Source organism: Methylovorus menthalis, from assembly GCF_020523625.1.
In the GTDB taxonomy this organism is placed as follows: domain Bacteria; phylum Pseudomonadota; class Gammaproteobacteria; order Burkholderiales; family Methylophilaceae; genus Methylovorus; species Methylovorus menthalis.
Genome location: NZ_JAJAQH010000006.1, coordinates 389,922 through 411,720 on the forward strand (window position 1 = coordinate 389,922; position 21,799 = coordinate 411,720).

The window sequence follows — 21,799 nt, forward strand, 5'->3', positions numbered from 1 at the left end:
ATCGCAGGGATTTCTATAGAATGGATTGCGCTAAAGTAAGGAGAAGATGGCTGGGGGATTCGCCGCCCCCAGCTATTTTTTTAGCTTGCCAGGCTTGCCGCATGCGCTGACAACAGCACTTCAAACTGGGCAATCGGCACCGGTTTGCTGAGCAAATATCCCTGATACGACAAGCAACCCATATCCGCTAGAAACTGGCGGTGCTGTTCGGTTTCCACCCCTTCGGCAATCACGTGCAGATGCATGGCTTGCCCCAATGCCACCAGTGTTTGCACAATCGCCACATCATTAGCATCGGTCAGCATGTCGCGCACAAACGACTGATCAATCTTGAGCTGGTCCAGCGGCAGCTTTTTCAGATAGCTGAGGGATGAATAGCCGGTGCCAAAGTCATCCAGTGACAATCCCACGCCTTTTTCTTTCAAAGCGTGCATTTTCGAGATGATGTCATTCACATCATTCACCAGCATGCTTTCGGTCAACTCCAGCTTGAGCAGGGCGGGGTTGATGCCCGAACGTTCCAGCACCGAGATCACCTGGCTGACATAATCCGGCTGCTTGAATTGCAGGGCGCTCACATTGACCGCGATGGACAAATGCGCCGTGGCCGCATTCTTGGACCAGGCCATGAGTTGTGCGCAGGCCATGCCCAATACCCAGTGCCCGATCGGCAAAATCAGCCCGGTTTCCTCTGCCAATGGGATGAAGTCGGCGGGTGACACCATGCCTTTTACCGGATGCTTCCAGCGTAGCAGGGCTTCGGCGCCGACAATGCGGCCGTCATCGCCTGCTTGCGGCTGGTAGTAGAGCATCAGTTGATTGGCGAGCAAGGCCTTGCGCAGGTCCGATTCAAGCGCATTGCGCTCGGCCAGATTGGCCTGCATGACCCAGACCAGGGCATACAGCACGGCGGTGATGATGATGTTGTGAAACCAGGTGCCGGGGATACGCACATCGTTGCCCAGCATATAGGCGGAGTTTATCCCCCAGTTGCTGCTGGCAAAGCAGACAAAGGCGATGAGACCTGCCGTGACCATGCCATGCCTGAGCCAGGGGCTTTCTCCCTTGAAGGCCAATGATGCGAACAGCGCGATGACCAGAAAATAGTTTTGATTGGAGCGCGGGGCTTCCGCACTGGGTACATCCAGAAATAGGCAAAACAGGCAGAGCACCGTATATACCGACAAGAACAACAGAATGGCCGCAGCTTTGATGTTTCCGCGATAGGTCAGGTAGGCCGTGATGGCGGAGACCAGAATGGAGAACAGGTTAAGGCAGCAGATGGCCCAGTTTTGATGAAAGGCAAAGTAGATGCCCCAGAACACGGAAATGCTGCTGAGAATAGCAGAACTCAGCAACAGCGCACGGCGCATGCGCAAGGAGTGCTTGATGTGTGGCTGTATCTCCATGACCAAAGGCTCCACCAGAAGTCGCGGATCAACAGTGCAGTAACCTAATCCGCCACGGAATTTATTATTAAGCTTATTGATGCCTGGGAGAACTTAGCGCTGCCAGCCGCAGTGGCCAATTCAGCGTATAAAGATAATGCTGTAAAGATAATAGCTTGATTTTCTTGATCGTGGTGAAGCGGGTGCCATGCATAAGCTTTGCTTCAGGCAACCAAATTACCTGCCATGCTCAACCGGTCTGGTGTATTTTTCGCGTGGATGGCAGGCAGATGTCTTAATCCATGAAATAAATGCAGTGTTCTTTCGCCCAATACTTCGTTTTTTGCGGGCTTTGCCCGCACACTTCGCAATCCACGTCATATTTTCAGCTTTTATTTAATGGCAACTTTATGATTTTTATGCGTATTTAATTAAAAAGCGCAGGCCGCCTCTCGTCGGCACGCTCCTTGATATGTATTCCATGGCTATCAAGCAGGTAGCGGACCAACACAATAAAAATGATCAACGACGAGTGATGCATGAAAACTATGGTGAGCCCTGAAGCAGCGCAACTGGAGAAGACTGGAAGTTCGTCTTTCCTGCGGTTTTTTAATCTGTATTTGTTCTTTTTCTATTTCTCGGGGGTTACGCATGTGCTCCTGCAAATGACGGATGCGACGATTTTCATCGGCTTCCGCCAGGCGGTGTACATGAGTTTTCTGTGGCTGGTGCCAGTGTTGCTGTTCCCCCGGCATACCAGGGCCATCGCTGCCGTCATTGGTATTGTGCTGTGGGCGACTTCATTGCTGAGCCTCGCGTATTTTTGCGTGTATCACCAGGAGTTCTCGCAGAGCGTGCTCTATATCCTGTTTGAGTCGAATCCGGCTGAGTCTTCCGAATATATTTCCCAGTACTTCAAGTGGTGGATGCCGCTGGTATATCTGGCCCACACGCTGGCTGCCTGGTTTTTGTGGCGGCGTGTGCAGCCACTGGCGTTTTCATGGCGTGGCAAGCTGGTAGCCTGCCTGCTGATTATTGTGCCGGTGCAGGTGCTGCCGTTCATACAGGATCGTTTTATCAGTCACCAAAGCTGGGAACGGGTGATCGACCACATGCAGCGCCGCATGGAGCCTGCCGAGCCCTGGCAACTGGTGATGGGCTATCTGCAATATCAGCGGCAGCTCGGCAATATGCAGGCGCTATTGGCAAAGAACAGTGCCTTGCCGCCACTCGCCAACTTGCAGGATCAATACGCGGGCAAGCCTGGCACCCTGGTACTGGTGATCGGTGAATCATCCACCCGCCTGCATTGGGGGCTGTACGGCTATCCGCGCGATACCACCCCCAATCTTGAGAAAATGAAAGACCAGCTCAGCCTCTTTACCCGTGTGGTGTCGCCACGCGCCTCGACCATCGAGGTGCTGGAGCAGGCGCTGACCTTTGCCGATCGTGACAACCCGGATGCCGTCATGACCAAGCCTTCGATCATGAATCTCATGAAACAGGCGGGCTACAAGACATTCTGGATCACCAACCAGCAGACCATCACCAAACGCAACACCATGCTGGCCTACTTCTCGCAGCTGGCTGATGTGCAGCGCTACACCAACAACACGCGCTACCAGAACTCGCGCGAATACGACAGTAACGTCTTCAAGCCATTTGAATCCGCCCTGGCGGACCCTGCGCAGCGCAAGTTCATCGTCGTCCACCTGTTGGGCACCCACATGAAATACGAATACCGCTACCCGCCCGAGTTCGATTACTTCAAGGACCGTACCGGTCTGCCAGACTGGCTGGATGACAACAAGGCTCAGGTGGTGAATACCTATGACAATGCCGTGCGCTACAACGATTATGTGCTGGCTACCTTGCTGAAAACCCTGCAGGCCAAAGGCGAGCGCAGCATGCTGACCTTCATGTCGGACCACGGCGAGGATGTTTACGACACGCCACCGCATGAGTTTGTCGGCCGCAATGAGGGCAATCCCACCTTGCCCATGTTTGCCATTCCCATGTTTGTCTGGGCCTCTGACCAGTGGAAGCAGGATAGCCCAAAGGATCTCGGCTTTGCCTTGAATCGCGAATACAGCACAGCGTATTTCGAGCAAACCTGGTCTGATCTGGCCGGGCTGCATTACACCGGCTTTGATCCCAGCAAGAGCCTGGTCAATACCGCCTTTGTGCAGCGTCCGACCTGGGTGGGTGACCCGACCTTCCGCGCCGGCATGCGCGAGATTCAGCAGCCAGCGTTATCGTCCACCCAATTGGCTGAAAAGGCGCACCCGGCAGTGCACTAGCCATGTTGGCATAGACGGCGCGCATAGCACTAACCCAAGGAGTATGAAGTGAACCACCTGCGTATTTATTTAAGCCTGATCTTCGTTTGTTTTTCCCTGAATGCCTCAGCCGATGGAGCAAACGGCGTGTCACTGACCGTGAAGGTAGAAGGGGTGAAAAGTGCCAAGGGCAATATCCGGGCAGCGCTTTACGCCGACCCCAAAACCTTTCGCAAGGAGGCGCAAGCAGTGGCTGTGATCCAGACTGCTGCGAGCCCAGGTGAGGTTAGCCTGAGCTGGCCTGATGTGAAGCCAGGGAAATATGCCGTGGTGGTGTACCACGACGAAGATGCCAACGGCGAACTGAACCGTCGCTTTGGCATGTTCCCCACCGAAGGTTACGGGCTATCGAATAACCCAAAAGTATCCGGCCCGCCACCGTTTGAGCCTAGTGCGTTTGAGGTAAGTGGGGCAACGGAAATCATGGTGGAACTGCATTACTGAGTGCGGATATGAATGACTGAGAGGACGCCTTGATTGTGGCTTCAGAATGAGCTCTTGTCATGGGACATAAAAAAACCGCCATACAGGCGGTTTTTTTATGTCCCACAGGCTTAAGCCGTGGTGTCGATCTGCGTACCTACTGTAGTCGATGGTGCAGGCTTGGGTGGTGGCGGAGCCTCATTGGGCTTGCTGTTGCTCGCCTCGGTTGTTTCTGCCGGAGGTTTGGGTTGTGCTTGCTGCGCGGGTGGCGGCGGTGGTGGTGTATAGCTGGTGCTGGTTGAGCTTCCTACGGCGGATGACATGATGTTCTCCTGAAAAGTCACTAACTATTATTAGGCCTTGCTGTTTACTGATAACGACAGTCCCTATCGAAAATGAAGGGGCAGGCTGCTAAATATGTCCCTTAATTTTCTGCTATTAGTCAGCGTGGTGCTTTGCATGCGCTAGCGCGTCGACGCGGCATGATCGGCTGGCTCCATTGCCTGCTATGTGTCTGCATAAGGCCTGCGCTTAGTCATTCGACGTATGGAGCGCATTTGCCGGAGTCTGTTAGTTTCTTTCCCGATGATGCGCCGTCCTGCGGGTGGCGTGTTTCATCGCATTTCGCAACTTTCCGTCGAGGCCATGCATGCGTTCAGCTACAAACGAATCTTCCTCACAGGCCCTGGGTTTTGGCATTGTCGCCATTGTGCTGGTGGCCTTTGCACTGCGGCCTTCCATCGTCTCCATAGGCCCGATTTTGCCGCGTATTATCGATGCGTTTGCCTTGTCGCATGCGCAGGCTTCGCTGCTGACAGCGATTCCTGATCTGTTGATGGGCCTGCTGGCCTTGCCCGCGCCCTGGCTGGCACACCGTTTCGGCCGGGATAAAACCATCGTGACGGCACTGGCCATTCTGTGCGTATCTACCTTTGCCCGTGCCTTTACGCCGGATGTGCTGTCATTGCTGCTGAGCACGGTGGGCATCGGGGCGGGGATCGCCGTGACCGGCACGCTGCTCTCTGGTTACGTCAAGGTGAACTACCCGACCCGGGCGGCGTGGGTGATGGGTATTTATGTGACGGGTTTGTCGTTTGGCAGCACGCTGTCTGCCGTCATCACCGCGCCCATGGCCGAGAGTGTGGGTGACTGGCGCCTGCCCGCTGGCATATGGTCTGCGCTGGGGCTGCTGGCGACGCTGGCCTGGGGCTATGTCTATTGGCAGCATGTGCGCACGCACGATGCCAGCCAGAAGATGGTGGCTGCCCGGGCGCCCCTGCCATGGCGCAATGCACTCGCCTGGCGGGTTGCCGCATTTTTTGCCTGCATTAACCTGATTTTTTATGCCATGGTGACCTGGACGGCGGCTGTGTTTCTGGAGTATGGCCTTTCCAGCAGCATGGCCGGGGTGCTGCTCGGATGCTTTACCGCCGCCTTCATGCTGGCTAGCCCGGTGTTTGGGGCTTTCAGCAAATCGCTGGATCGCAGGGTCTGGCTGGTATCCAGCGCGGCGATTACCCTGCTCGGACTGGTGGTGATGACAATGGCGCCACTATGGGCGCCTGTACCGGTGATCGCCATTACGGCCTTTGGCCTGGGCGGTGCCTTTACCCTGGGCATGACCTTGCCGCTGGATAACACCACCAACGCGAGCGAAACCAACGCATGGACGGCGTTTGTGCTGACCATCGGGTATCTGGTCGCCGCGACCGGCCCCTTGGCATTCGGTTATCTGCGCGATGTGACGGGCAGCTACGCCAATTCGCTGCATATGCTGATCGTCATTGCCGGTTTGATGATCGTGATCGCGTTCCGACTCAAGCCAGCCAGTACTACAGCAGGATGAAATTTACCGGCTTCTTCAACGGCGGCAAGTCTTCCACGCCCATGGCTTGCAGCAGGTTGATTTCTATCTGACGCGACAGCGCGTCGATCGGCAGGGCATTGGGTTGCGTGCTGAAGGGGGCTTCCAGTTCATCGCCCAGTGCATCCAGCCCAAAGAAGGTGTACGCCACAAGTGCAGAGGCAAATGGCGTTACCCAGCCCAGGCTGTCGGCGAATCCAAATGGCAGCAAAAAGCAGAAGGTGTAGGCCGTGCGGTGCAGCAGCAGCGTGTAGCCAAATGGCACTGGTGTCGTCAGCAACCGCTCGCACGCGCTCTGGATGCGGGACAAGTGGGCAATGCTCTGGTCGAGCAGGGAATAGGGGATGTCGGTCAGGATGCCCTGGCTGCGCAAGGTGATGATTTCCCGCTGCATGCCTTCCAGAAAAGATTCGGGCGAGCCTGCCTGGCTGCGGGTGGTCAGCTGCGTTTCCAGGTCTTCGCTCGCGCGCAGTTGCTGGCGCAGGGCATGGGTGAAGCCGATGGCCATCTGTAGCAATCGGTCGCGGGCTTCCACCGAGGTGGCGTTGATGATCATGCTCTGCCGCGCCAGGGTGCGGGTGGTGGTCACCAGTTCGCCCCATTGCTTGCGCGCTTCCCACCAGCGGTCGTAGCAGGCATTGTTTCTAAAGGCTAGAAACACCGACAGCGCAATCCCTAGCAGGGCAAAAGGTGCGCTCTCGAAAGTGGGCAGCCAGTCGGGACGGAGTCTATGCGTCAGCACAATCAGCGCGGACATGGCGGTAATCACCAGAATACGCGGCAGTATGCGCATCACAATCGAGCCGCGCACAATGAAAAATAGATGGATCAGGCTGGGGCGGTTGCGGATGATCATGGTTAGCAGCTCATAAGGATTCCAGAAAGGCGAGCAAGTCGGCCAATTCCTGCTTTTGCAGGCGGTCAACATAGGCTCGCGAAGCGCGGGCCTCACCATCATGCCAGTAAATCGCCTCAAGAATACTTCTGGCGCGCCCATCATGCAAAAAACCGGCCCGTGGCTCGACTATCCTGGCGAGCCCTATGCCCCACAGCGGCGGGGTGCGCCATTCCGAACCGGATGCCATGAAATCGGGCCGATGGTCTGCCAGGCCGGGCCCCATGTCATGCAAAAGCAAGTCAGTGTAGGGACGTATGGTTTGATTGGTGAGGGGCGTCAACACGTCCCTACCGGTTTTGAGCTCGGGCACATGACAAACCGCACAATGCGCACGACGAAAAATGCGGGCCCCCCGGATGACTGCGGCATCATCCGTGTTGCGTTGTGGTGGCACTGCAAGTGCCTGCTGGTAAAACACCATGTCATCCAGCTGCGCTGGCTGCAGTTCAACAGTGGAAGACTGGGTGTTCAGGCAGGCAGTCTGCAGGCGTCCGCAATTGCCGGTGGGGAACACCTGGCTGGTAATGCCCATGTCGCCTACCAGCGCGCTGGCGGTTTGCAGTCGCAAGCTGGCGGTGTTGGCTTTCCAACCGAAGCGGCCGGGGAGCATGCGCTGGTTTTCCGGGTCCCATACTGTATTCAGCCGGCCTTTGATACCGGCGGGTTTTTTCTGCTTTGCCAGTGCCTGCAAGGTGCTTATCGGGATGGCTTCCATGAGACCTGTGCCATACAGCGGTGGGGCAATACGGGCGGAAGTCAGCACGCCTGAGTTAGCGCCAGTGTTTGCCGTTTCCCTCATCAGTGGCTCCAGCGCACCATAGGCTGGTTGCACAAAGCGGATATGTGGCTGCCGCAGTTCTATGTTGCCCAGCGGTGTGGCGACTGTTCGGGTGGAGTAGTGAACACTAGCCTCGCCTTCGCCGGGTACCCCCGGCACCCCAAACGCATTCAGCTGATCGCCATAGAGCGGATGCGCTACCGGACCGCCGTGCATGCCCACGCCGGGCACGCTCAATCTGACCAGCATGGTCTTGAGTGACTCCTCCGGGCCGTCGGGCGCGTAGCCCCGCCCATTTTTGGCGTGGCAGGCGATGCATGCGTTTCGGTTATACAGCGGGCCAAGACCTGCGATGGCGCTGTCTTGCGACGGTGGAATTACCCAGCTTTGGCGCACAAGCTGCCTGCCGCGGTAAAAACGTTCAAGCTCGCTGGTGCTGAGATGGGGGAGCGGCTGGGTATAGGCTTCCCGCAGATAAGCCGGGGCGGGTGCGCTGGCATCGGTGGCAACGGCCAGCGGCATGCCCTGCCAATATAACCCTAGGCATGCGCCCCAGAACAAGCCCCACTTGGTCATGGGCTGGTGAGCTGGCCTGTCTTGCCAGTGGCCTCTGTTTGCTGTGCGGGTTTCTGCTGGATCAGCGCCATCACGCGTGCATGGCGTTGCTGTATTTCCTGATTCCAGCGCGCTTCATATTGGGCTGTTTCTGCCTCATAGGCCGGGTTTTCACGGCGTGCGCGGAACACGGTTTGCAGATGGACATCTTCTGCTTCGCGTTCGCTGATCAGTGGCATTTCGGCGAGGGCTCGGGCTTCTGTCAATGATGGGCTGGCACCTGTCTGCTGTGCTTCCGCCTGGCGTAGCTGTTGCCACATGCTATCCAGCGTGGCTTGGGGGCGAGTGATGCAGGCATCAAATACCGCCGATGTCAGCGCTTGTCGACGCAATAATGTTTCCAGGCTGGTCTGGTTGGCGGTGCTTACAGATTGCGTAAACGGATTGAAATACCCAGCGGGTGCCTGGCTATAGGCCGATGCCCTGACCGGCAATTTGCGGATATCCGGGTGAAACAGCAGCGCCTGGCCTGCATCTGACAGCACGAATGCCACAAACGCCTCGGCCGCCGCCACGTGGCGGGAGGACTGCAATATGCCGATATGCGCAGGCGAATACCCGACATGGTGCGGGTAGACGAACTTGAGCGGCTGTCCATTGGCGATGGCGGCATGGGCGAAGAAGTCGATGGTGAGGCCGACAGCGAAGTTGCCACTGGCGACATCGTCGGTCACGAACGTGGAGCCTGCGGTGGCGAGCTTTGCCTGCGCCGCCATCTGATGGATGATCCGCCAGCCATCATTCCAGCCCAGCGCGCCCAATATCGCCTCATACAGCCCGGGTGCAAAACCCACCTGCGAAGGAATGGGCAGGGTCACCTTGCCTGCCCAGGCAGGGGAGGCAATATCCTGCCAGTCAGTCGGAAGTGGCAGGCCACTCGCGCTGATCGTTTGCGGATTGACCACCATGCCGTATCCCGCAATCTCGGATGCGAAGAAATAATGATCCGGGTCGGCGATTTGCACGCCATGGACGCTCTCGGCAATACCATCAATAGGTGGCAATTGGCGCAATTGTGCCTGCTTGCGCAACTGAAGGAAGTTGCGCAGTGCCGGGCTCCAGTAGACGTCCACGTCGCCACTGCCAGGTTCTGACAGCAGTTTCTGCGTATCCGCTGATTGCCGCCAGATCACCTCCAGCCGGTATTGCGGATGCGCTTGCTCAAACGCCGCCTCAAACTGGCTGACCATCTCCTGCGGGTAGCTGGTCAGCACGACAAGGCGTTCTTCTGCGCAAGCACACAGGCTGATGCAGCCGATGCCAATCGCTAGTAGCCACCGGCCAAGTATCTGCAGCTGTTTGATCAAGCGCATATCCGGCCTCAGAAACGACGGGTGACGTTAAGAAACATATTGCGGCCAGGCATGGGGTAGCCTTCGATATAGGTGTAGTTGCGATCGAACAGGTTGTTAATGCCGAACTCGCCACTCCAGATACCGGATGGCTGGTACACCACTTTGGTATTGGCAATGCCAAAGCCGCCTGATACACGGCTGCCAGTGGTGGAGCTGTAGCGCGAGGAGTTGACCTCGGTGCTGGCTACCAGCGACCACATATCGTTTGCCTGCCATTTGCCATAGCCAAACAACTTCTCACGCGGGATGTCGGTCAGCTTGTCATCGCTGCTTTTGTTGTCGCGATCCATGTAGGTGTAGTTGGCACCAATCTCCAGGGCATTAGTAGGAAATACCGCAAAGCCGAGTTCCGTACCCGAGGTGAGGACTTTGCCCACATTGCGGAACTGAGAACATTGACTGCCGCTAGAACAGGCGCTATTCGGTAGATTCACTGCCTGAATAAGATCCGTGGTGTCGTAATAGAACATGCTCGCCATCAGCTTGAGTTTCGATGTCACAAACCCGGAAGCACCCAGCTCGTAGTTGGTGGAGAATTCCGTGTCGAGATCAGGATTGGGCACGGCGCGACCAAACCGGCCAGAGTAGCGATCCTTCATGGTGGGGAAGCGGCTCTTGCGCGAAATGGTGGCATGCACTTCATCCGTTGCATTGGGCTTGTAAAACAGGCCTGCTTGCGGATTCCAGGAGTCGGCGTCGCCTTTCTTGAAATCATAAAGCTGGTTGGCATTATTCAATCCCTCAGCTTCGAGCGTCTCGCGACGGTCGCGGCTCACCCCCAGCACCAGTGCCAGTTTATCTGTGATCTGGTGCGTGTCTTCCACCGCCAGCGAGGTGGTTCTGTCTTCAAAATTCTGGACCGGGTTGCCCTTGTTGTGTTCTTCGTGTTTATCCTGCTTGAGATGCAGAGCGAACTTCAAGGTGTTCTGGTTGTTGATGGTGGTGCCAAATTCGGTGCTGGCGCCATAGCTGTGGTCGTTGTAAATGCTGGTGAAGGCGTAGTTGCGTGTCATGGACGAGTAGCTGGTATCGTCGTAACTATTCAGGATGTTGCTGAATTTGTCGTAAAACGCGCGGACTTTCAGATAAGACGATTGACCGATGCTGGTGCGGGAAATGAAATAGAGGCTGTCTTTATCCCACTCGGGCCAGCGCCAGTAGCGCGCTGACTGGCTGGCATCCGAACCTGCATATACCGGATTGCCTTTGGAGCCGCGCTGGCTGATGTAATTCAGGCTGTATTCATCGCCCTCGCGCGGGGTAAAACCGATTTTGAGGTTGATCTTGCCATCCTGAGTGTAAGAGTTGTCGCGTACACCGCCATCTTCATTGGCTGTCGGCTTGAAGTCGGACGACAGGCGGTAGCGGTTGGTATCCAGCATGGAGCCGCTGGCTTGCCAGTACCAGGTGCCGTAGTTGCCACCGGCATTGATGTCGGTGCGGTAGCCGTTGTATTTGAAATCCTTGTCGGTCTTGAGTCCAACGGTGACATTGCCTTCAAACTCCTTGGATGGTTTGCGGCTGACCAGATTGATTGCCCCGCCCAGGGTATTGGGGCCATACAGCACCGAACTGAACCCCTTGGCTACCTGCACACTGGCAAGATCAAATGTGTTGAAGCGCGCCAGGTCCACATAGCCGTCATACGAGACATAGACTGGTACGCCGTCAATGAAAACGGGCACTTGCCGTAAATCAAAGCCACGCAGTTGGATGGTTTGCTCATTGCGCGGACCTCCCTCCGAGAGGGTTACGCCGGGCAGGGTATTGATGGCGGCACCTACGGTTTCGCGGTTCAACACGCGCATCTGGCTTTGTGTGACAGTATCGCTGGAACCAGTGACGGCGCTGTCGTTCGGTGCGGTGACCAGCACTTCCCCCAGGTTGAATGTATTGATGTCCGCGGCTTGTGCCGTCAGCGCCATACCTCCCAGTATGGCGGCCGTCAGACGTGCATGTTTGTTGTTGTGCTTCATAGGGTCCCCCTTTAAAAGTGACGTAATTCTAATAGGATGCCTTTCGTTATGTCCAACTGAATATAGCGATTTATATAAAGAGGCGCATTGTTGTGGAGATCAACATGCTGAGTTAGAGGAGCTTTTTCTTGCGGAAGAGAGGCGGCCTGCCTGCCGCCCCGATAGTGATCAGTAGCTGATTTCCGCCGTCAGTTCCAGGCTGCGTGAGGGGCCGAGGATGAACTGGCTGGTGTCGTAATAGGTGCTGGCGTAGAGCTTGTCACCCAGATTGCGGGCATTGAGGCGCAGGGTGGTGTGGCGATTGGCACGCCAGGCAATATTGGCGTCGTACACGGTATAGCCGGGCATCACCGAGGTGTTGGCATTGTCGGCATAACGTTGTCCGACCAGTCTGGCGCCCGCGCCCATGGACCAGTCCCCCCGCTGATAATAAGCCCAGGCATTGGCGACTTTTTCCGGCACATTGGTGGGGGTGTTGCCCGCGCGCGACGTGTTGTTTTCCAGCAGCTCGTCAAACCGTGCCTTGAGCAGCGCCATGTTGGCATCAATGCGCCAGTGGGCCGCGGGTAACCACATGGTTGAAAGCTCCACCCCACGCGAAGACTGCTTGCCGCCTTGGACCGTACGCGTATTGTCGTTGGGGTCGCGCGTGAGAATGTCGTCCTTGGCGATATGGTACAGCGCCAGCGTTACTTCGCCTTTGCCGTTATCCAGCATGTGCTTGATGCCGACTTCGGCCTGTTTGGCGGTGGTCAGTTTGAAGGCTTTATTGCCTGGCCGTAACGAGACGATGGACGACACCGGGTCTGAGCCCTGGTTGTATTGGCCATACAAAGCCAGGCCAGGGGTGGCGGTAAACACCGTGCCTAGGCGATAGGAGAAAGGCGAGTAGTCCTTGTCGAACGAAGCGCCGGTGATGAAGTTCTGATGATCGACATTGATCCAGTCCTGGCGCAAGCCTGCGGTGAGTTTCAGTCGCTCGGTCAGGTCCAGCGCATCTTCAACAAACAGGGCGTTTTGCAAGGTGCTGGATTTGTATTCGGGAATCGTCGGGTCCAAGCTGGCATCGGAATAGTAGCCCGGTGCAAAGCCCTTGATCGGCACGGTGCTGGTACCGTCGGTGTCCGCATAGAAGTTGTCGATATAACGCAGATCAACACGGGTGGTTTCCCAGCCAATTGCCCAGCGATTACTGTGGCCAAAGGCATCGGCCACGCTGGCCAGTTCCAGGCGGTTGCCCAACTGTTTCAGCTGGTGTTTGATCTCGGTGTGGCCAGATCGCGTCACCGTGTTGGTGGCACTATCAAGTGCGTAGTATTCCAGGTTGCGCCAGTGGCGGCGGCTGTTAAACCAGTAGCTGATGTTGGTGAGTTTTAGCGCGTCTGAAATATCCCATTCCACCTTGGCGCGCAGGCGGTCATCGGCAAAATCCATGGCACTGTCGTTCACGTTGTAATTCTGCTTGCGCAGGCTGCTGTCCATGCGGCCATCGCGCAAGGGGATGCCGGTGTAGGTGGTCGGGGAATCTTCGCTATAATCATAGGTGAAGTCCACCCGCAGATGATCGGTAGGCACCAGTTGCAGGCCACTCATGAGCTTGCGGCTCTGGTGCTCGCCGCGGTCCACATAACCATTGCCGCCGGTAGCAGAGGCATCAATCCGGAATGCGCCTATTTCGCCCACGGCACCAGTGCCACCCACGCCAGCGCGGTATTCCCCACGGGTGCCCCAGCCGGTCAAGGCTTCAAATGAAGCTTCACGACTTGGCGCCTTGCGTATGCTGTTGATGATGCCGCCCACCGTGCCAGTGCCAAACAATACCGAGGCTGGCCCGCGCAATACCTCGATGCGTTCGTAGCCCCAGGTGTCGGAGGGAAACGTGATCGTGCTGGCGGCGGTCAGCAGCCGTACGCCATCTTCTGCCTGGCCGATGGAATCATTACCACTGAAGCCGCGTGCTGAAAAGGCGTTGCCTACGCCTAGATTGCTGATGTCGCTGATGCCTGTGGTGCGTGATACGGCTTCGCGGATACTGACATCGCCGCGTCGGCGTATGGTATCGGCATCCACGGCTTCAATACTGGCGGGTGTTTCAAGTGGCGTCAGGCCGAGACGGCTGGCGGTGGAAAGTGGCTGCTTGAGCCGGGATTCTGGTTTGAGGCTTTGCGCGGAGACTTCGACTTCTTCCAGCGGCTGAATATCTTCAGCGTAAGCGGACACGGAAAAAAGCAAGCCGGTCAGGCTCGCCATGGCGGTGCGTTTCATGGGTGATTTCCTTATGTTCGCATGCGACCCCGCATGCGGATGCATCATGGAAAAACCGCAGAGCCATGGTATGAGATTGGTGACTAGCCTCGCCCAAACACCGCGCCCCGCGGTAGTTCCTTCGTGACTGGCAGGCCGGTCTCCGGGCTCACGAGGCTTGATGCACCGCCTTCCCAGGCATAAAGCCCAGTGGCGTCGATGGCACATCCATACTCGCTTACCGTTGCGGGGGCAGCATAGGCATTTCACTTATTTCCCGTTTCACCTTTCCCCTCGAACGAGAGGGCAGGCACCTGGCAGTGTGCATAGATTATAAGGGGGAACAGTGAATAAGTTTTAAGAAATGTCAGGATGCCTTGGCAGAAGCGCTCTGGCGGGGAGGGTGACAATTGTGTCACCCTTGGGTCGACCTATTTTCCATGGACTGTATAATTTCTGCATAAGTGATAACTCCGGCTATATCAGGCCTTTCAGTTCTCAAACTCTCCGATTATGTGGCGCATGCATCCTTCTTTCAGAACCTCACGGTATGTGGCAATTGGTCTTCTTATGACGCGCCTTTTCGGCGCTGTCGTATTGGCGTCTGTGTTATCCGCCTGCGACAAACTTCCCGGCTGGGCTACCGCGGTGCTGCATGCTGAGGTCAAGGCCAGCCCGCTCTCGGGGCCAGATGAAAATCGTGATGGCATCCGCGACGACATTGAGCCGCTGATTGTCGGTTCCTCTACCTTGCCGGACGTTATATCGGCCAGAACGACCTATGCGGTGTCCCTGCAGAAGGTGGTGAATTTTGATTTTGAGCATCCCAAGACGCTAGCGCTGCTAAAGTCGGAATACTCAAGAAGCCTGGCCTGCGCCATGCTGGTGGACGATGGCTTCATCGAGAGGCTGGATAGCGCAACCTTCAATACCCCGGAGCGTGCCCAGCAACAGGATATGTTTCATAAGAGCATCAGCGGGCAGGCATTTGATTTTGATGCCCTGTCCCGGCTGTGCAATTAGTCGTCTGATTTATAGACAGGTGATTTTCCGTTAGGCCTGTGCTGGCGCTTATCTGGCCAATGCCTGATAGATCGTATCCAGCGTGGCTTTATTGGTTTTGATCAGTTTTTTTGCTTCCGTCTTCAGGTTTTCAATATTGCCTTTGGTGGCGTTATCCATGTCATCCGAGGCGATGGTCAGTTCGGTTTGCAGCCGATAGTAATGATCACCCAGTATCATCTGCATCTGGTAATTGGCGGCATCGGCCACACCATCAAACATGCAGCTCAAGAGCGGCAGCACCCAGCCCGCTTTTCCCCAGTCTTTCGCTTCATCAAAGGTAATCGGCCTGATCAGCTCGCCGGTGCCTAGCGATAGCAGCAAAAACTCGGTTTCATCCGGGAAAATACGTTTGGCTTCGGCATAGGCCGACACCGAAGGCGAGTTGATGAACACACCGCCATCCACCAGGGTTTTCAGCGAACCCGCAACCTCTAACTGGGTAGGCTCGAAGTAGGTAGGCGCGGCGGAAGTGGCGCGTGCGATGTGTTTCAGCAGCACGGGTTTATGAGTGTCTTTCCAGCTTTTGAAAAAAATCGGTTCGCGGTTTTGCAGGTCGTAACTCGTGACCAGGGTATTGGTCAGGCAGTCCTGCAGCGCGTCGTCTTCAAAATACTCCTGCAGCACCTTCTCAATACCATCTGCGGAATAAAGCTCGTCGGCAATGCCGCCTATGGATGACACCCCTTTCCATAAGGAGCGCGAGAATATCTCCTTGCCCCGGGTTTCGTAGATCGCGACCAGATCTTTTGCCGCGTATTTTGCCTTGCCCGAGGCGTCTTTCTTTGCACAACCGATAGCGAGAATACCGCCAGTCGATGTGCCCGCAATCAGGTCAAACAACTGCCAGATCGGCTTGCCCAGATGGGCCTCGATGTCCGCTAGGATCAGCGCCGGGATCAGCCCGCGAATACCACCCCCATCAATGCTTAAAATTGTTTTCATCTCAATGCTCCTGAAAGTGTTGATCTGTAAAGCAGCTTCAAGTCTTGCGTATCTTCATTTGCCTGGTGTGCGGTGGCAACCCGTATGCTCGTGCTGAATCAGGTACGTGTGGTGTATGAGCAGATGCGGTTTATTTTTATATTATTCAGTTGCTTATTGTTGAATGCCACATGCATATTAAGCTTCTTTCGCCATTAAATGTAATCAAATAATAAAGACGGCAAAGACATGCGCATGGTCTCTGTCGGTGTTTGAATACTCTGCTCCCCAAGTTGCAGGCTAAACCAGCCGATTTTCCATGCAATCAGTCCCCAATTCCTCTTCAATTTTGGTCACTCTCATGCGGTAAGTCATTGCTATTATTTGAATCGGCAATACAATCCTCCATTCTTGAAATTGTGATTCAAGACACAATTATTCGGATCAAGATTTAATTCTGCGGACCGTAAACTCTATGACACGCAAGCGTTTTCATAGCGCAAGTTGGCTCGCGGTCTTAACGGCAAAAGAAGAACTACTGAGTGCGGGATGCGACTAGCTAAATTCAAAAATTCGGGCCATGCGGTAACGGCTGCTTCTGCACTGCGCATGCTTATCCAGAGCCTCGTGGCACTGGTTTGCATTTCTGCGGCACTGTATGCCGTGAGCGCAGAACAGATGGAAAGTGGCGCCTTACCCTTTGTCAGCAAGCCTTTGGCCTCTGAGGCGCTAGAGCTGACGGCGCAGGAGCTCGCGTGGCTCAAGGCGCACCCGGTCATCACGGTTGGCGTGCATCACGGCTGGATGCCGATCGAGTTTTTGTCGGAGGGTAACGAGTTTCGCGGTATTACCGTGGACTACCTGAAGCGCTTTGAGCGGCTGCTGGGGGTGCGTTTTGAAAGACGCGAATACTCAGAAAACCCCGATACCGAAACCGCTGACATGCTATCCGGCATCGCCAGTGTCAAAGCGCTGAATGGTAGCCGCTATGTGGCCTTGGCTGAGCCGGTTATTTCGATGCCTTACACCATCTATATTCACAAGAAAAACGACACCATTCGCACCTTTGCCGACCTGCAGCACAAGCGTGTGGCGGTGTTTAAAAACGGTCCGCTGGCGGGTCTGCTCACCAAAGATCAGCAAGGCACAGAGTTATTTCAGGTGGATATCGCCGAAGAAGCATTTGTCGCTCTGGAAACCGGCAGGGCGGATGCCTACATCGGCAATCCGCTGGTGGTGGATTATGTATCGAATGTGCAGGGTATACGCTATCTGGCCAAGGCGGGCCCCACGCCCTATAAAGCCAGCGTGAACATGGCGGTGCGCAAGGACTGGCCCGAACTGGGCACTATCCTGCAGAAGACCCTGAAGCATCTGGAACCCGAACGTGGCGACATTTTGAATGACTGGCATCTGCAACCCGGCAGCAAAGCCGGGCTGCTGCCTTTCCTTCTGGCAGGCCTGCTCTTGCTGGCGACGGTGATCATGCTGCGTGGCTATCGACTCAAGCGCGAGGTCGCACGGCAAACCGCTGCCTCGCAAAACATGATCTGGAAGCAGGCCAATTACGACTTTCTTACTGGCTTGCCCAATCGCCCGATGTTCCACAAACAGCTGGCCGAAGAAATCCATAAATCGTTGCAGCATCAGCAGCCGCTGGTGCTGATGTTTCTTGATCTGGATAACTTCAAGCAGATCAACGATCAGCTCGGACACTCCATTGGCGACAAACTGCTGGTCGAAACCGGCGCACGTATTGCCGCCGTCGCACGCGATTGCACGCTGCTGGCCCGCCTGGGTGGCGATGAATTTACCATCGTGCTTTCCAATGTGCAGAACCAGCAGCAGGTCGAATGGCTGTGCGAGCGCATTCTGCGCCAGGTATCGTTGCCATTCACCATTGAAAACCACGTGGTATATGTCACTACCAGCATTGGCATTGCGTCTTTCCCCGAGCACAGCCGCGATGTGGAAACGCTGATGAAATACGCCGACCAGGCCATGTACGAAGCCAAGCGGCTGGGGCGCAATCGCTACCAGTTTTTCTCGCCCTCCATGCAAGAGCTCGCCGCGCACAAGCTGCAGATCAGCAATGATTTGCGGCATGCACTCAACCGACAGGAGCTGGTGATGTATTACCAGCCGATTGTCGATCTCGCGACTGGCGATATACACAAAGCCGAAGCGCTGGTGCGCTGGCAGCATCCCACCCGCGGCTTGGTGCCCCCCATCGAGTTTATTCCGGTGGCGGAAGAGACTGGCATGATCAATCGCATGGGCGACTGGGTATTCCGCCAGTCAGCTCGAGATACAGTGACCCTGGTGCAGCAGTCCCTGTCGTCACGCAGTACCCCCTCGGACGGCCATGCCGTGGATGCGACCATCTTCCAGGTCAGCATCAACGTGTCGCCCCTGCAGTTTCAGAGCAGCCAGGAACTGCAAACCTGGCAGGCCTATCTCGACCAGATTGCTCTGCCCGCACAATGTCTGGCGATTGAAATCACCGAAGGCCTGCTGCTGGAGGCCTCCGATCAGGTGAAAGCGACCCTGTCGCAATTCCGCGATGCCGGTATTGCCACCTCGATTGATGACTTCGGCACCGGGTATTCTTCGCTGGCGTATCTCAAGAAGTTTCATATCGATTTTGTCAAAATCGACCGCTCCTTCGTGCAGAACCTGGGCGCAGGCAATGACGATATGGTGCTATGCGAAGTGATTGTGGATATGGCGCACAGACTCGGCATGCGCGTGATTGCCGAAGGCGTGGAAACCGAAGCCCAGCTGGATCTGCTGAAACGCGCAGGTTGTGACTTTGCCCAAGGCTATCTGTTCTCGGCGGCCTTGCCGTTTGATCAGTTCACGACCTTTGTGCAGGACTGGCGCAAACGCACTACCAGTTAGCCGCGAGCGGGATGATGTTTCGTGACGGCGCGACGAAACCTTAATGCTAACTTGCAGCCGGTATCCTTACAGCCAGTGCCCCAGCTTGATCCGTTTGGTGTCGAGGTAATGCTGGTTATGCAGCCCGGCGGGCATGCGTAAAGGTTGCTGGCTGGGGGCAAAGCCGCTTTCTGCCAGGCATTGCAGCTTGTCCGGGTTGTTGCTCAGTAATTGTACCGAGCGCACTTGCAGGTCATGCAGTATGGCAATTGCCGCATCGTAACGGCGGCCATCCACAGGCAAGCCTAGCGCCAGATTAGCCTCTACCGTATCCAGCCCCTGATCCTGTAACTGATAGGCGCGTATCTTGTTGGCGAGGCCAATGCCGCGACCTTCATGCCCGCGCAGATAGACCAGCACACCAAGCCCTGCATCGGCAATGATCTGTTGCGAGCGTTGCAGCTGTTCGCCGCAATCGCAGCGGCGGGAGCCAAAAACGTCGCCGGTCAGGCATTCCGAGTGCAGGCGTAGCAATACTTCCTGCTGGTGCTCAACATCGCCGGCTACCAGCGCGACATGTTCGACCCCTGTATCCGCCTCGCGGTAAACATGCAAATCAAACTGCCCATGCTTGGTGGGCAAAGGCGCACTGGCGACGCGTTCCACCCGCTTGTCGGTTGTCTGGGGGAAACGCAGCGCCTCACTTGAGCGCATTGATTGCCCCCATCTTGATCAGCTTGGCCCGCACGATATTGCGGCTGATACCCAGCAGCTTGGCGGTTTGCACCTGGTTGTTGTGGCAATGCTGATAGGCGGTGCGGACAATGGTATCTTCCAGCTGCTCAAACAGGTCAGGCGCGCCAGTTTCAAAATAGGCGTGCAGCACTTCCTGCAGTTGCGACTGGTGGGCATCCCTGCCCGAGGTTTCTGCTTCGCGCGGGCGATGCAGTGAGATCGACGATAGCTGCAGGTCTTCACTGCGCACAATATTATTTTTGCAAATGAGCAGGGCGTGGTGAATGATGTTTTCCAGCTCGCGGATATTGCCCGGCCAGGCATGGCTCAACAGCTTGGCCTTGGCGTGCTCATCCAGCGTGATCTCGCCGTAGCCCAGTCGGCGGCGGTATTCCGTCACAAAATACTCAGCCAGCGGCAGGATATCGCCGGGGCGATTGCGCAGGGTGGGTAACTCGAGGTGGGCCACGCGCAGGCGGTAAAACAGATCCTCACGGAAATGCCCGGCCAGCACGGCTTCTTCCAGCCGCACGTTGGTAGCGGCCACCAGCCGCACATCAATCGGCGTGGCCTTGCGGGCGCCCAGTCTTACCACTTCGCGCTCTTGCAGCACACGCAGCAGTTTTACCTGAATGCTGGGCGGCAGGTCGCCGATTTCATCGAGAAACAGCGTGCCGCCATTCGCCGCTTCAAACCAGCCAGCCTTGGCGCTGAAGGCACCGGTGAACGCGCCTTTTTCGTGGCCAAATAATTCGCTCTCAACCAGGCTTTCCGAAAACGCGCCGCAATTCACTGCGACAAAGGGTTTGCCCTTGCGCTGGCTCAGCTCGTGCACATAGCGCGCAATCAGTTCCTTGCCGGTGCCTGTTTCGCCGATGATCAGCACATTGGCGTCGCTGGGGGCAATCATCTTGATGCGGGTCAGCAGCGCCACCGATTTCGGGTCCTCAAACACCTGGGCCGTCGCTCGAATCGAGGTGGTTAGCGCCTGCGAGTTCGGGAGTGTCAGTAAATTCATCGAGTCGTCCTTTACAGCCGTTTCTATCGGATCGTCCGGGAAATATTCAAAATGTCGTGTATTCAGCATATTCATGAGTAAAACGTGGGGGTGGGATACAGCTGTTTCAGTGCCCATTGCCCCAGCTCCTTTATCTTGTAATCCAGAGGGTCATGCAGGGTATGCGTGCGCAGGTTGCGCCAGTGGCGGTCCAGTCGCAATCCGGCATGGGTGGCGCGTGAGCCTGCGACTTCAAACATGCGGCTGGTGATATCCAGCCCCACGCGGGTCGCCATCACTTTGGCCGTACTGATGCTGACAGCCACATGGCCGCGTTCAACATCGCTTAACAGGTTTCCTTTGTTCCATGCTTCATCCAATCGTATGGCGGCCAGGTCGCACAAGGCGCGCGTGCTTTCCAGCCCAACCCAGAAATCGCCGTAATGTCCCAGGATATAAGGGTCGGCATCCGTGCTAGCGACATCGGCACCTTGCCAGGGGCGTGCTTCGTGCAGCGTGTATTGTCGGGCGTCTTCAAAGGCGCCTTCGGCAATGCCAAGGTAGATATTGGTCAGTATCAGCTGCGCGACCAGCGGCCGCAGACACGAGAAAGGCGTGCTCAAGGGGCCGGGGTCAGCCAGCACTTCGTGGGTTTCTACCCGCACTTTTTCAAAATTGACGCTGCCGCTATCGGTCTGGCGCTGGCCGATGTTGTCCCAATCCTGAATCACGGTGATGCCGCTGCGGCCGGTGGGCAAGGCGGCAATTACCAGTGCGCCGTCTGATTGCTCAATGGCCGAGGCAATCAGCATTTCCGAATCCAGCGCGCCGGAGCAAAAGCTCTTCTTGCCTGAGAACTCGCGCCAATGGCTGAAGGGGCGGCTCACTGTACGCGTATCCAGCGGATTCAGCGCATTGCCCCAGAACCATTGCAGGCGGGCGGTCTGCTCAAACCAGCGTTCCCATTGTTCTGGCTGCGAAAACAGCCTGACCGTGGCCAGCATCAGATGCTGAAAACCAAAGACATGGGCGAGCGAGCTATCGGCCTTTGCGAATTCGCGTATGGCCTGCAGGGTTTGCTGCCAGTCGGCACCCAAGCCTCCATATTGAGTAGGGATCGCCATGGCGAGCAAACCGCTGGCGCGGATAGCGTCGCGTTGTTCTTTCGGGGTACCGCCCAGGTGGTCACGCTCAATGGCCGTCAGGGCGAATTCCTTGGCCAGGACACGGGCGATTTCCAGTGGCGTTCTGGGTTCCAGCTCGGGGTAGAGTGCATGTACTGAAGGTTGATGTATAGCCAAAAGTTATATTCCTGCTTGCT

16 protein-coding genes and 1 riboswitch are annotated in these 21,799 nt (G+C 56.3%); of the genes, 5 read left to right on the forward strand and 11 right to left on the reverse strand.

Annotated elements, in window-relative coordinates; translation table 11 throughout:
• Positions 1 to 80: 80 nt before the first annotated feature.
• The gene (locus LG204_RS07695; protein WP_230336717.1) at positions 81 to 1,409 is read right to left on the reverse strand and encodes a putative bifunctional diguanylate cyclase/phosphodiesterase; all 1,329 of its coding nucleotides are present in this window, start codon (positions 1,407 to 1,409) and stop codon (positions 81 to 83) included.
• A 518-nt stretch (positions 1,410 to 1,927) separates the two neighbouring features.
• Here LG204_RS07695 and cptA point away from each other — a divergent pair.
• Both cptA and LG204_RS07705 read left to right on the forward strand, forming a co-directional pair.
• A complete protein-coding gene (cptA, locus tag LG204_RS07700) occupies positions 1,928 to 3,688 on the forward strand; it encodes a phosphoethanolamine transferase CptA (RefSeq protein WP_230336718.1) in 1,761 nt (586 codons plus the stop codon).
• A 48-nt stretch (positions 3,689 to 3,736) separates the two neighbouring features.
• Positions 3,737 to 4,171, forward strand: coding sequence for a DUF2141 domain-containing protein (locus LG204_RS07705; protein WP_230336719.1), 435 nt, complete (start codon positions 3,737 to 3,739; stop codon positions 4,169 to 4,171).
• A 110-nt stretch (positions 4,172 to 4,281) separates the two neighbouring features.
• Here LG204_RS07705 and LG204_RS07710 read toward each other — a convergent pair whose 3' ends face one another.
• Positions 4,282 to 4,473: a hypothetical protein gene (locus LG204_RS07710; protein ID WP_230336720.1), complete on the reverse strand. Its 192-nt coding sequence runs from the start codon at positions 4,471 to 4,473 to the stop codon at positions 4,282 to 4,284.
• Between the two features lie 326 nt (positions 4,474 to 4,799).
• On the opposite strand from LG204_RS07710, the gene LG204_RS07715 reads away from it, so the two are divergent.
• A complete protein-coding gene (locus LG204_RS07715; RefSeq protein WP_230336721.1) occupies positions 4,800 to 5,996 on the forward strand; it encodes an MFS transporter in 1,197 nt (398 codons plus the stop codon).
• On the opposite strand, the gene LG204_RS07720 is transcribed toward LG204_RS07715, so the two are convergent.
• The 5 genes from LG204_RS07720 to LG204_RS07740 form a co-directional block, all read right to left on the reverse strand.
• Positions 5,983 to 6,870, reverse strand: coding sequence for a bestrophin family protein (locus LG204_RS07720; protein ID WP_230336722.1), 888 nt, complete (start codon positions 6,868 to 6,870; stop codon positions 5,983 to 5,985). The two genes, LG204_RS07715 and LG204_RS07720, sit on opposite strands and share 14 nt — an antisense overlap.
• 10 nt (positions 6,871 to 6,880) lie before the next feature.
• Complete coding sequence (locus LG204_RS07725; RefSeq protein WP_230336723.1) at positions 6,881 to 8,266, reverse strand: di-heme oxidoreductase family protein; 1,386 nt, start codon at positions 8,264 to 8,266, stop codon at positions 6,881 to 6,883.
• Entirely contained in the window at positions 8,263 to 9,618 is a 1,356-nt protein-coding gene (locus LG204_RS07730; protein WP_230336724.1) for an ABC transporter substrate-binding protein, read from the reverse strand. Before LG204_RS07730 ends, LG204_RS07725 begins: the two co-directional genes overlap by 4 nt.
• A gap of 8 nt (positions 9,619 to 9,626) precedes the next feature.
• On the reverse strand, positions 9,627 to 11,636 hold the full coding sequence (locus tag LG204_RS07735; RefSeq protein WP_230336725.1) for a TonB-dependent receptor plug domain-containing protein: 2,010 nt from the start codon (positions 11,634 to 11,636) through the stop codon (positions 9,627 to 9,629).
• 168 nt (positions 11,637 to 11,804) lie between these two features.
• On the reverse strand, positions 11,805 to 13,901 hold the full coding sequence (locus LG204_RS07740) for a TonB-dependent receptor (protein WP_230336726.1): 2,097 nt from the start codon (positions 13,899 to 13,901) through the stop codon (positions 11,805 to 11,807).
• Between the two features lie 116 nt (positions 13,902 to 14,017).
• A riboswitch (cobalamin riboswitch) is annotated at positions 14,018 to 14,213 on the reverse strand.
• A gap of 237 nt (positions 14,214 to 14,450) precedes the next feature.
• Here LG204_RS07740 and LG204_RS07745 point away from each other — a divergent pair.
• On the forward strand, positions 14,451 to 14,903 hold the full coding sequence (locus tag LG204_RS07745) for a hypothetical protein (RefSeq protein WP_230336727.1): 453 nt from the start codon (positions 14,451 to 14,453) through the stop codon (positions 14,901 to 14,903).
• A 48-nt stretch (positions 14,904 to 14,951) separates the two neighbouring features.
• On the opposite strand, the gene LG204_RS07750 is transcribed toward LG204_RS07745, so the two are convergent.
• The gene (locus tag LG204_RS07750) at positions 14,952 to 15,887 is read right to left on the reverse strand and encodes a patatin-like phospholipase family protein (RefSeq protein ID WP_230336728.1); all 936 of its coding nucleotides are present in this window, start codon (positions 15,885 to 15,887) and stop codon (positions 14,952 to 14,954) included.
• Between the two features lie 528 nt (positions 15,888 to 16,415).
• Between LG204_RS07750 and LG204_RS07755 the strand changes: the two genes are divergently transcribed.
• Complete coding sequence (locus tag LG204_RS07755) at positions 16,416 to 18,767, forward strand: EAL domain-containing protein (protein ID WP_230336729.1); 2,352 nt, start codon at positions 16,416 to 16,418, stop codon at positions 18,765 to 18,767.
• A gap of 66 nt (positions 18,768 to 18,833) precedes the next feature.
• Here LG204_RS07755 and ribA read toward each other — a convergent pair whose 3' ends face one another.
• The 3 genes from ribA to LG204_RS07770 all read right to left on the reverse strand — a co-directional run bounded on the left by ribA (position 18,834) and on the right by LG204_RS07770 (position 21,779).
• Complete coding sequence (ribA, locus tag LG204_RS07760; protein WP_230336730.1) at positions 18,834 to 19,460, reverse strand: GTP cyclohydrolase II; 627 nt, start codon at positions 19,458 to 19,460, stop codon at positions 18,834 to 18,836.
• Positions 19,447 to 20,499, reverse strand: coding sequence for a sigma-54 interaction domain-containing protein (locus tag LG204_RS07765; protein ID WP_230336731.1), 1,053 nt, complete (start codon positions 20,497 to 20,499; stop codon positions 19,447 to 19,449). The genes ribA and LG204_RS07765 overlap by 14 nt, the downstream gene beginning before the upstream one ends.
• 71 nt (positions 20,500 to 20,570) lie before the next feature.
• On the reverse strand, positions 20,571 to 21,779 hold the full coding sequence (locus LG204_RS07770; RefSeq protein ID WP_230336732.1) for an acyl-CoA dehydrogenase family protein: 1,209 nt from the start codon (positions 21,777 to 21,779) through the stop codon (positions 20,571 to 20,573).
• Between the last annotated feature and the right edge of the window lie 20 nt (positions 21,780 to 21,799).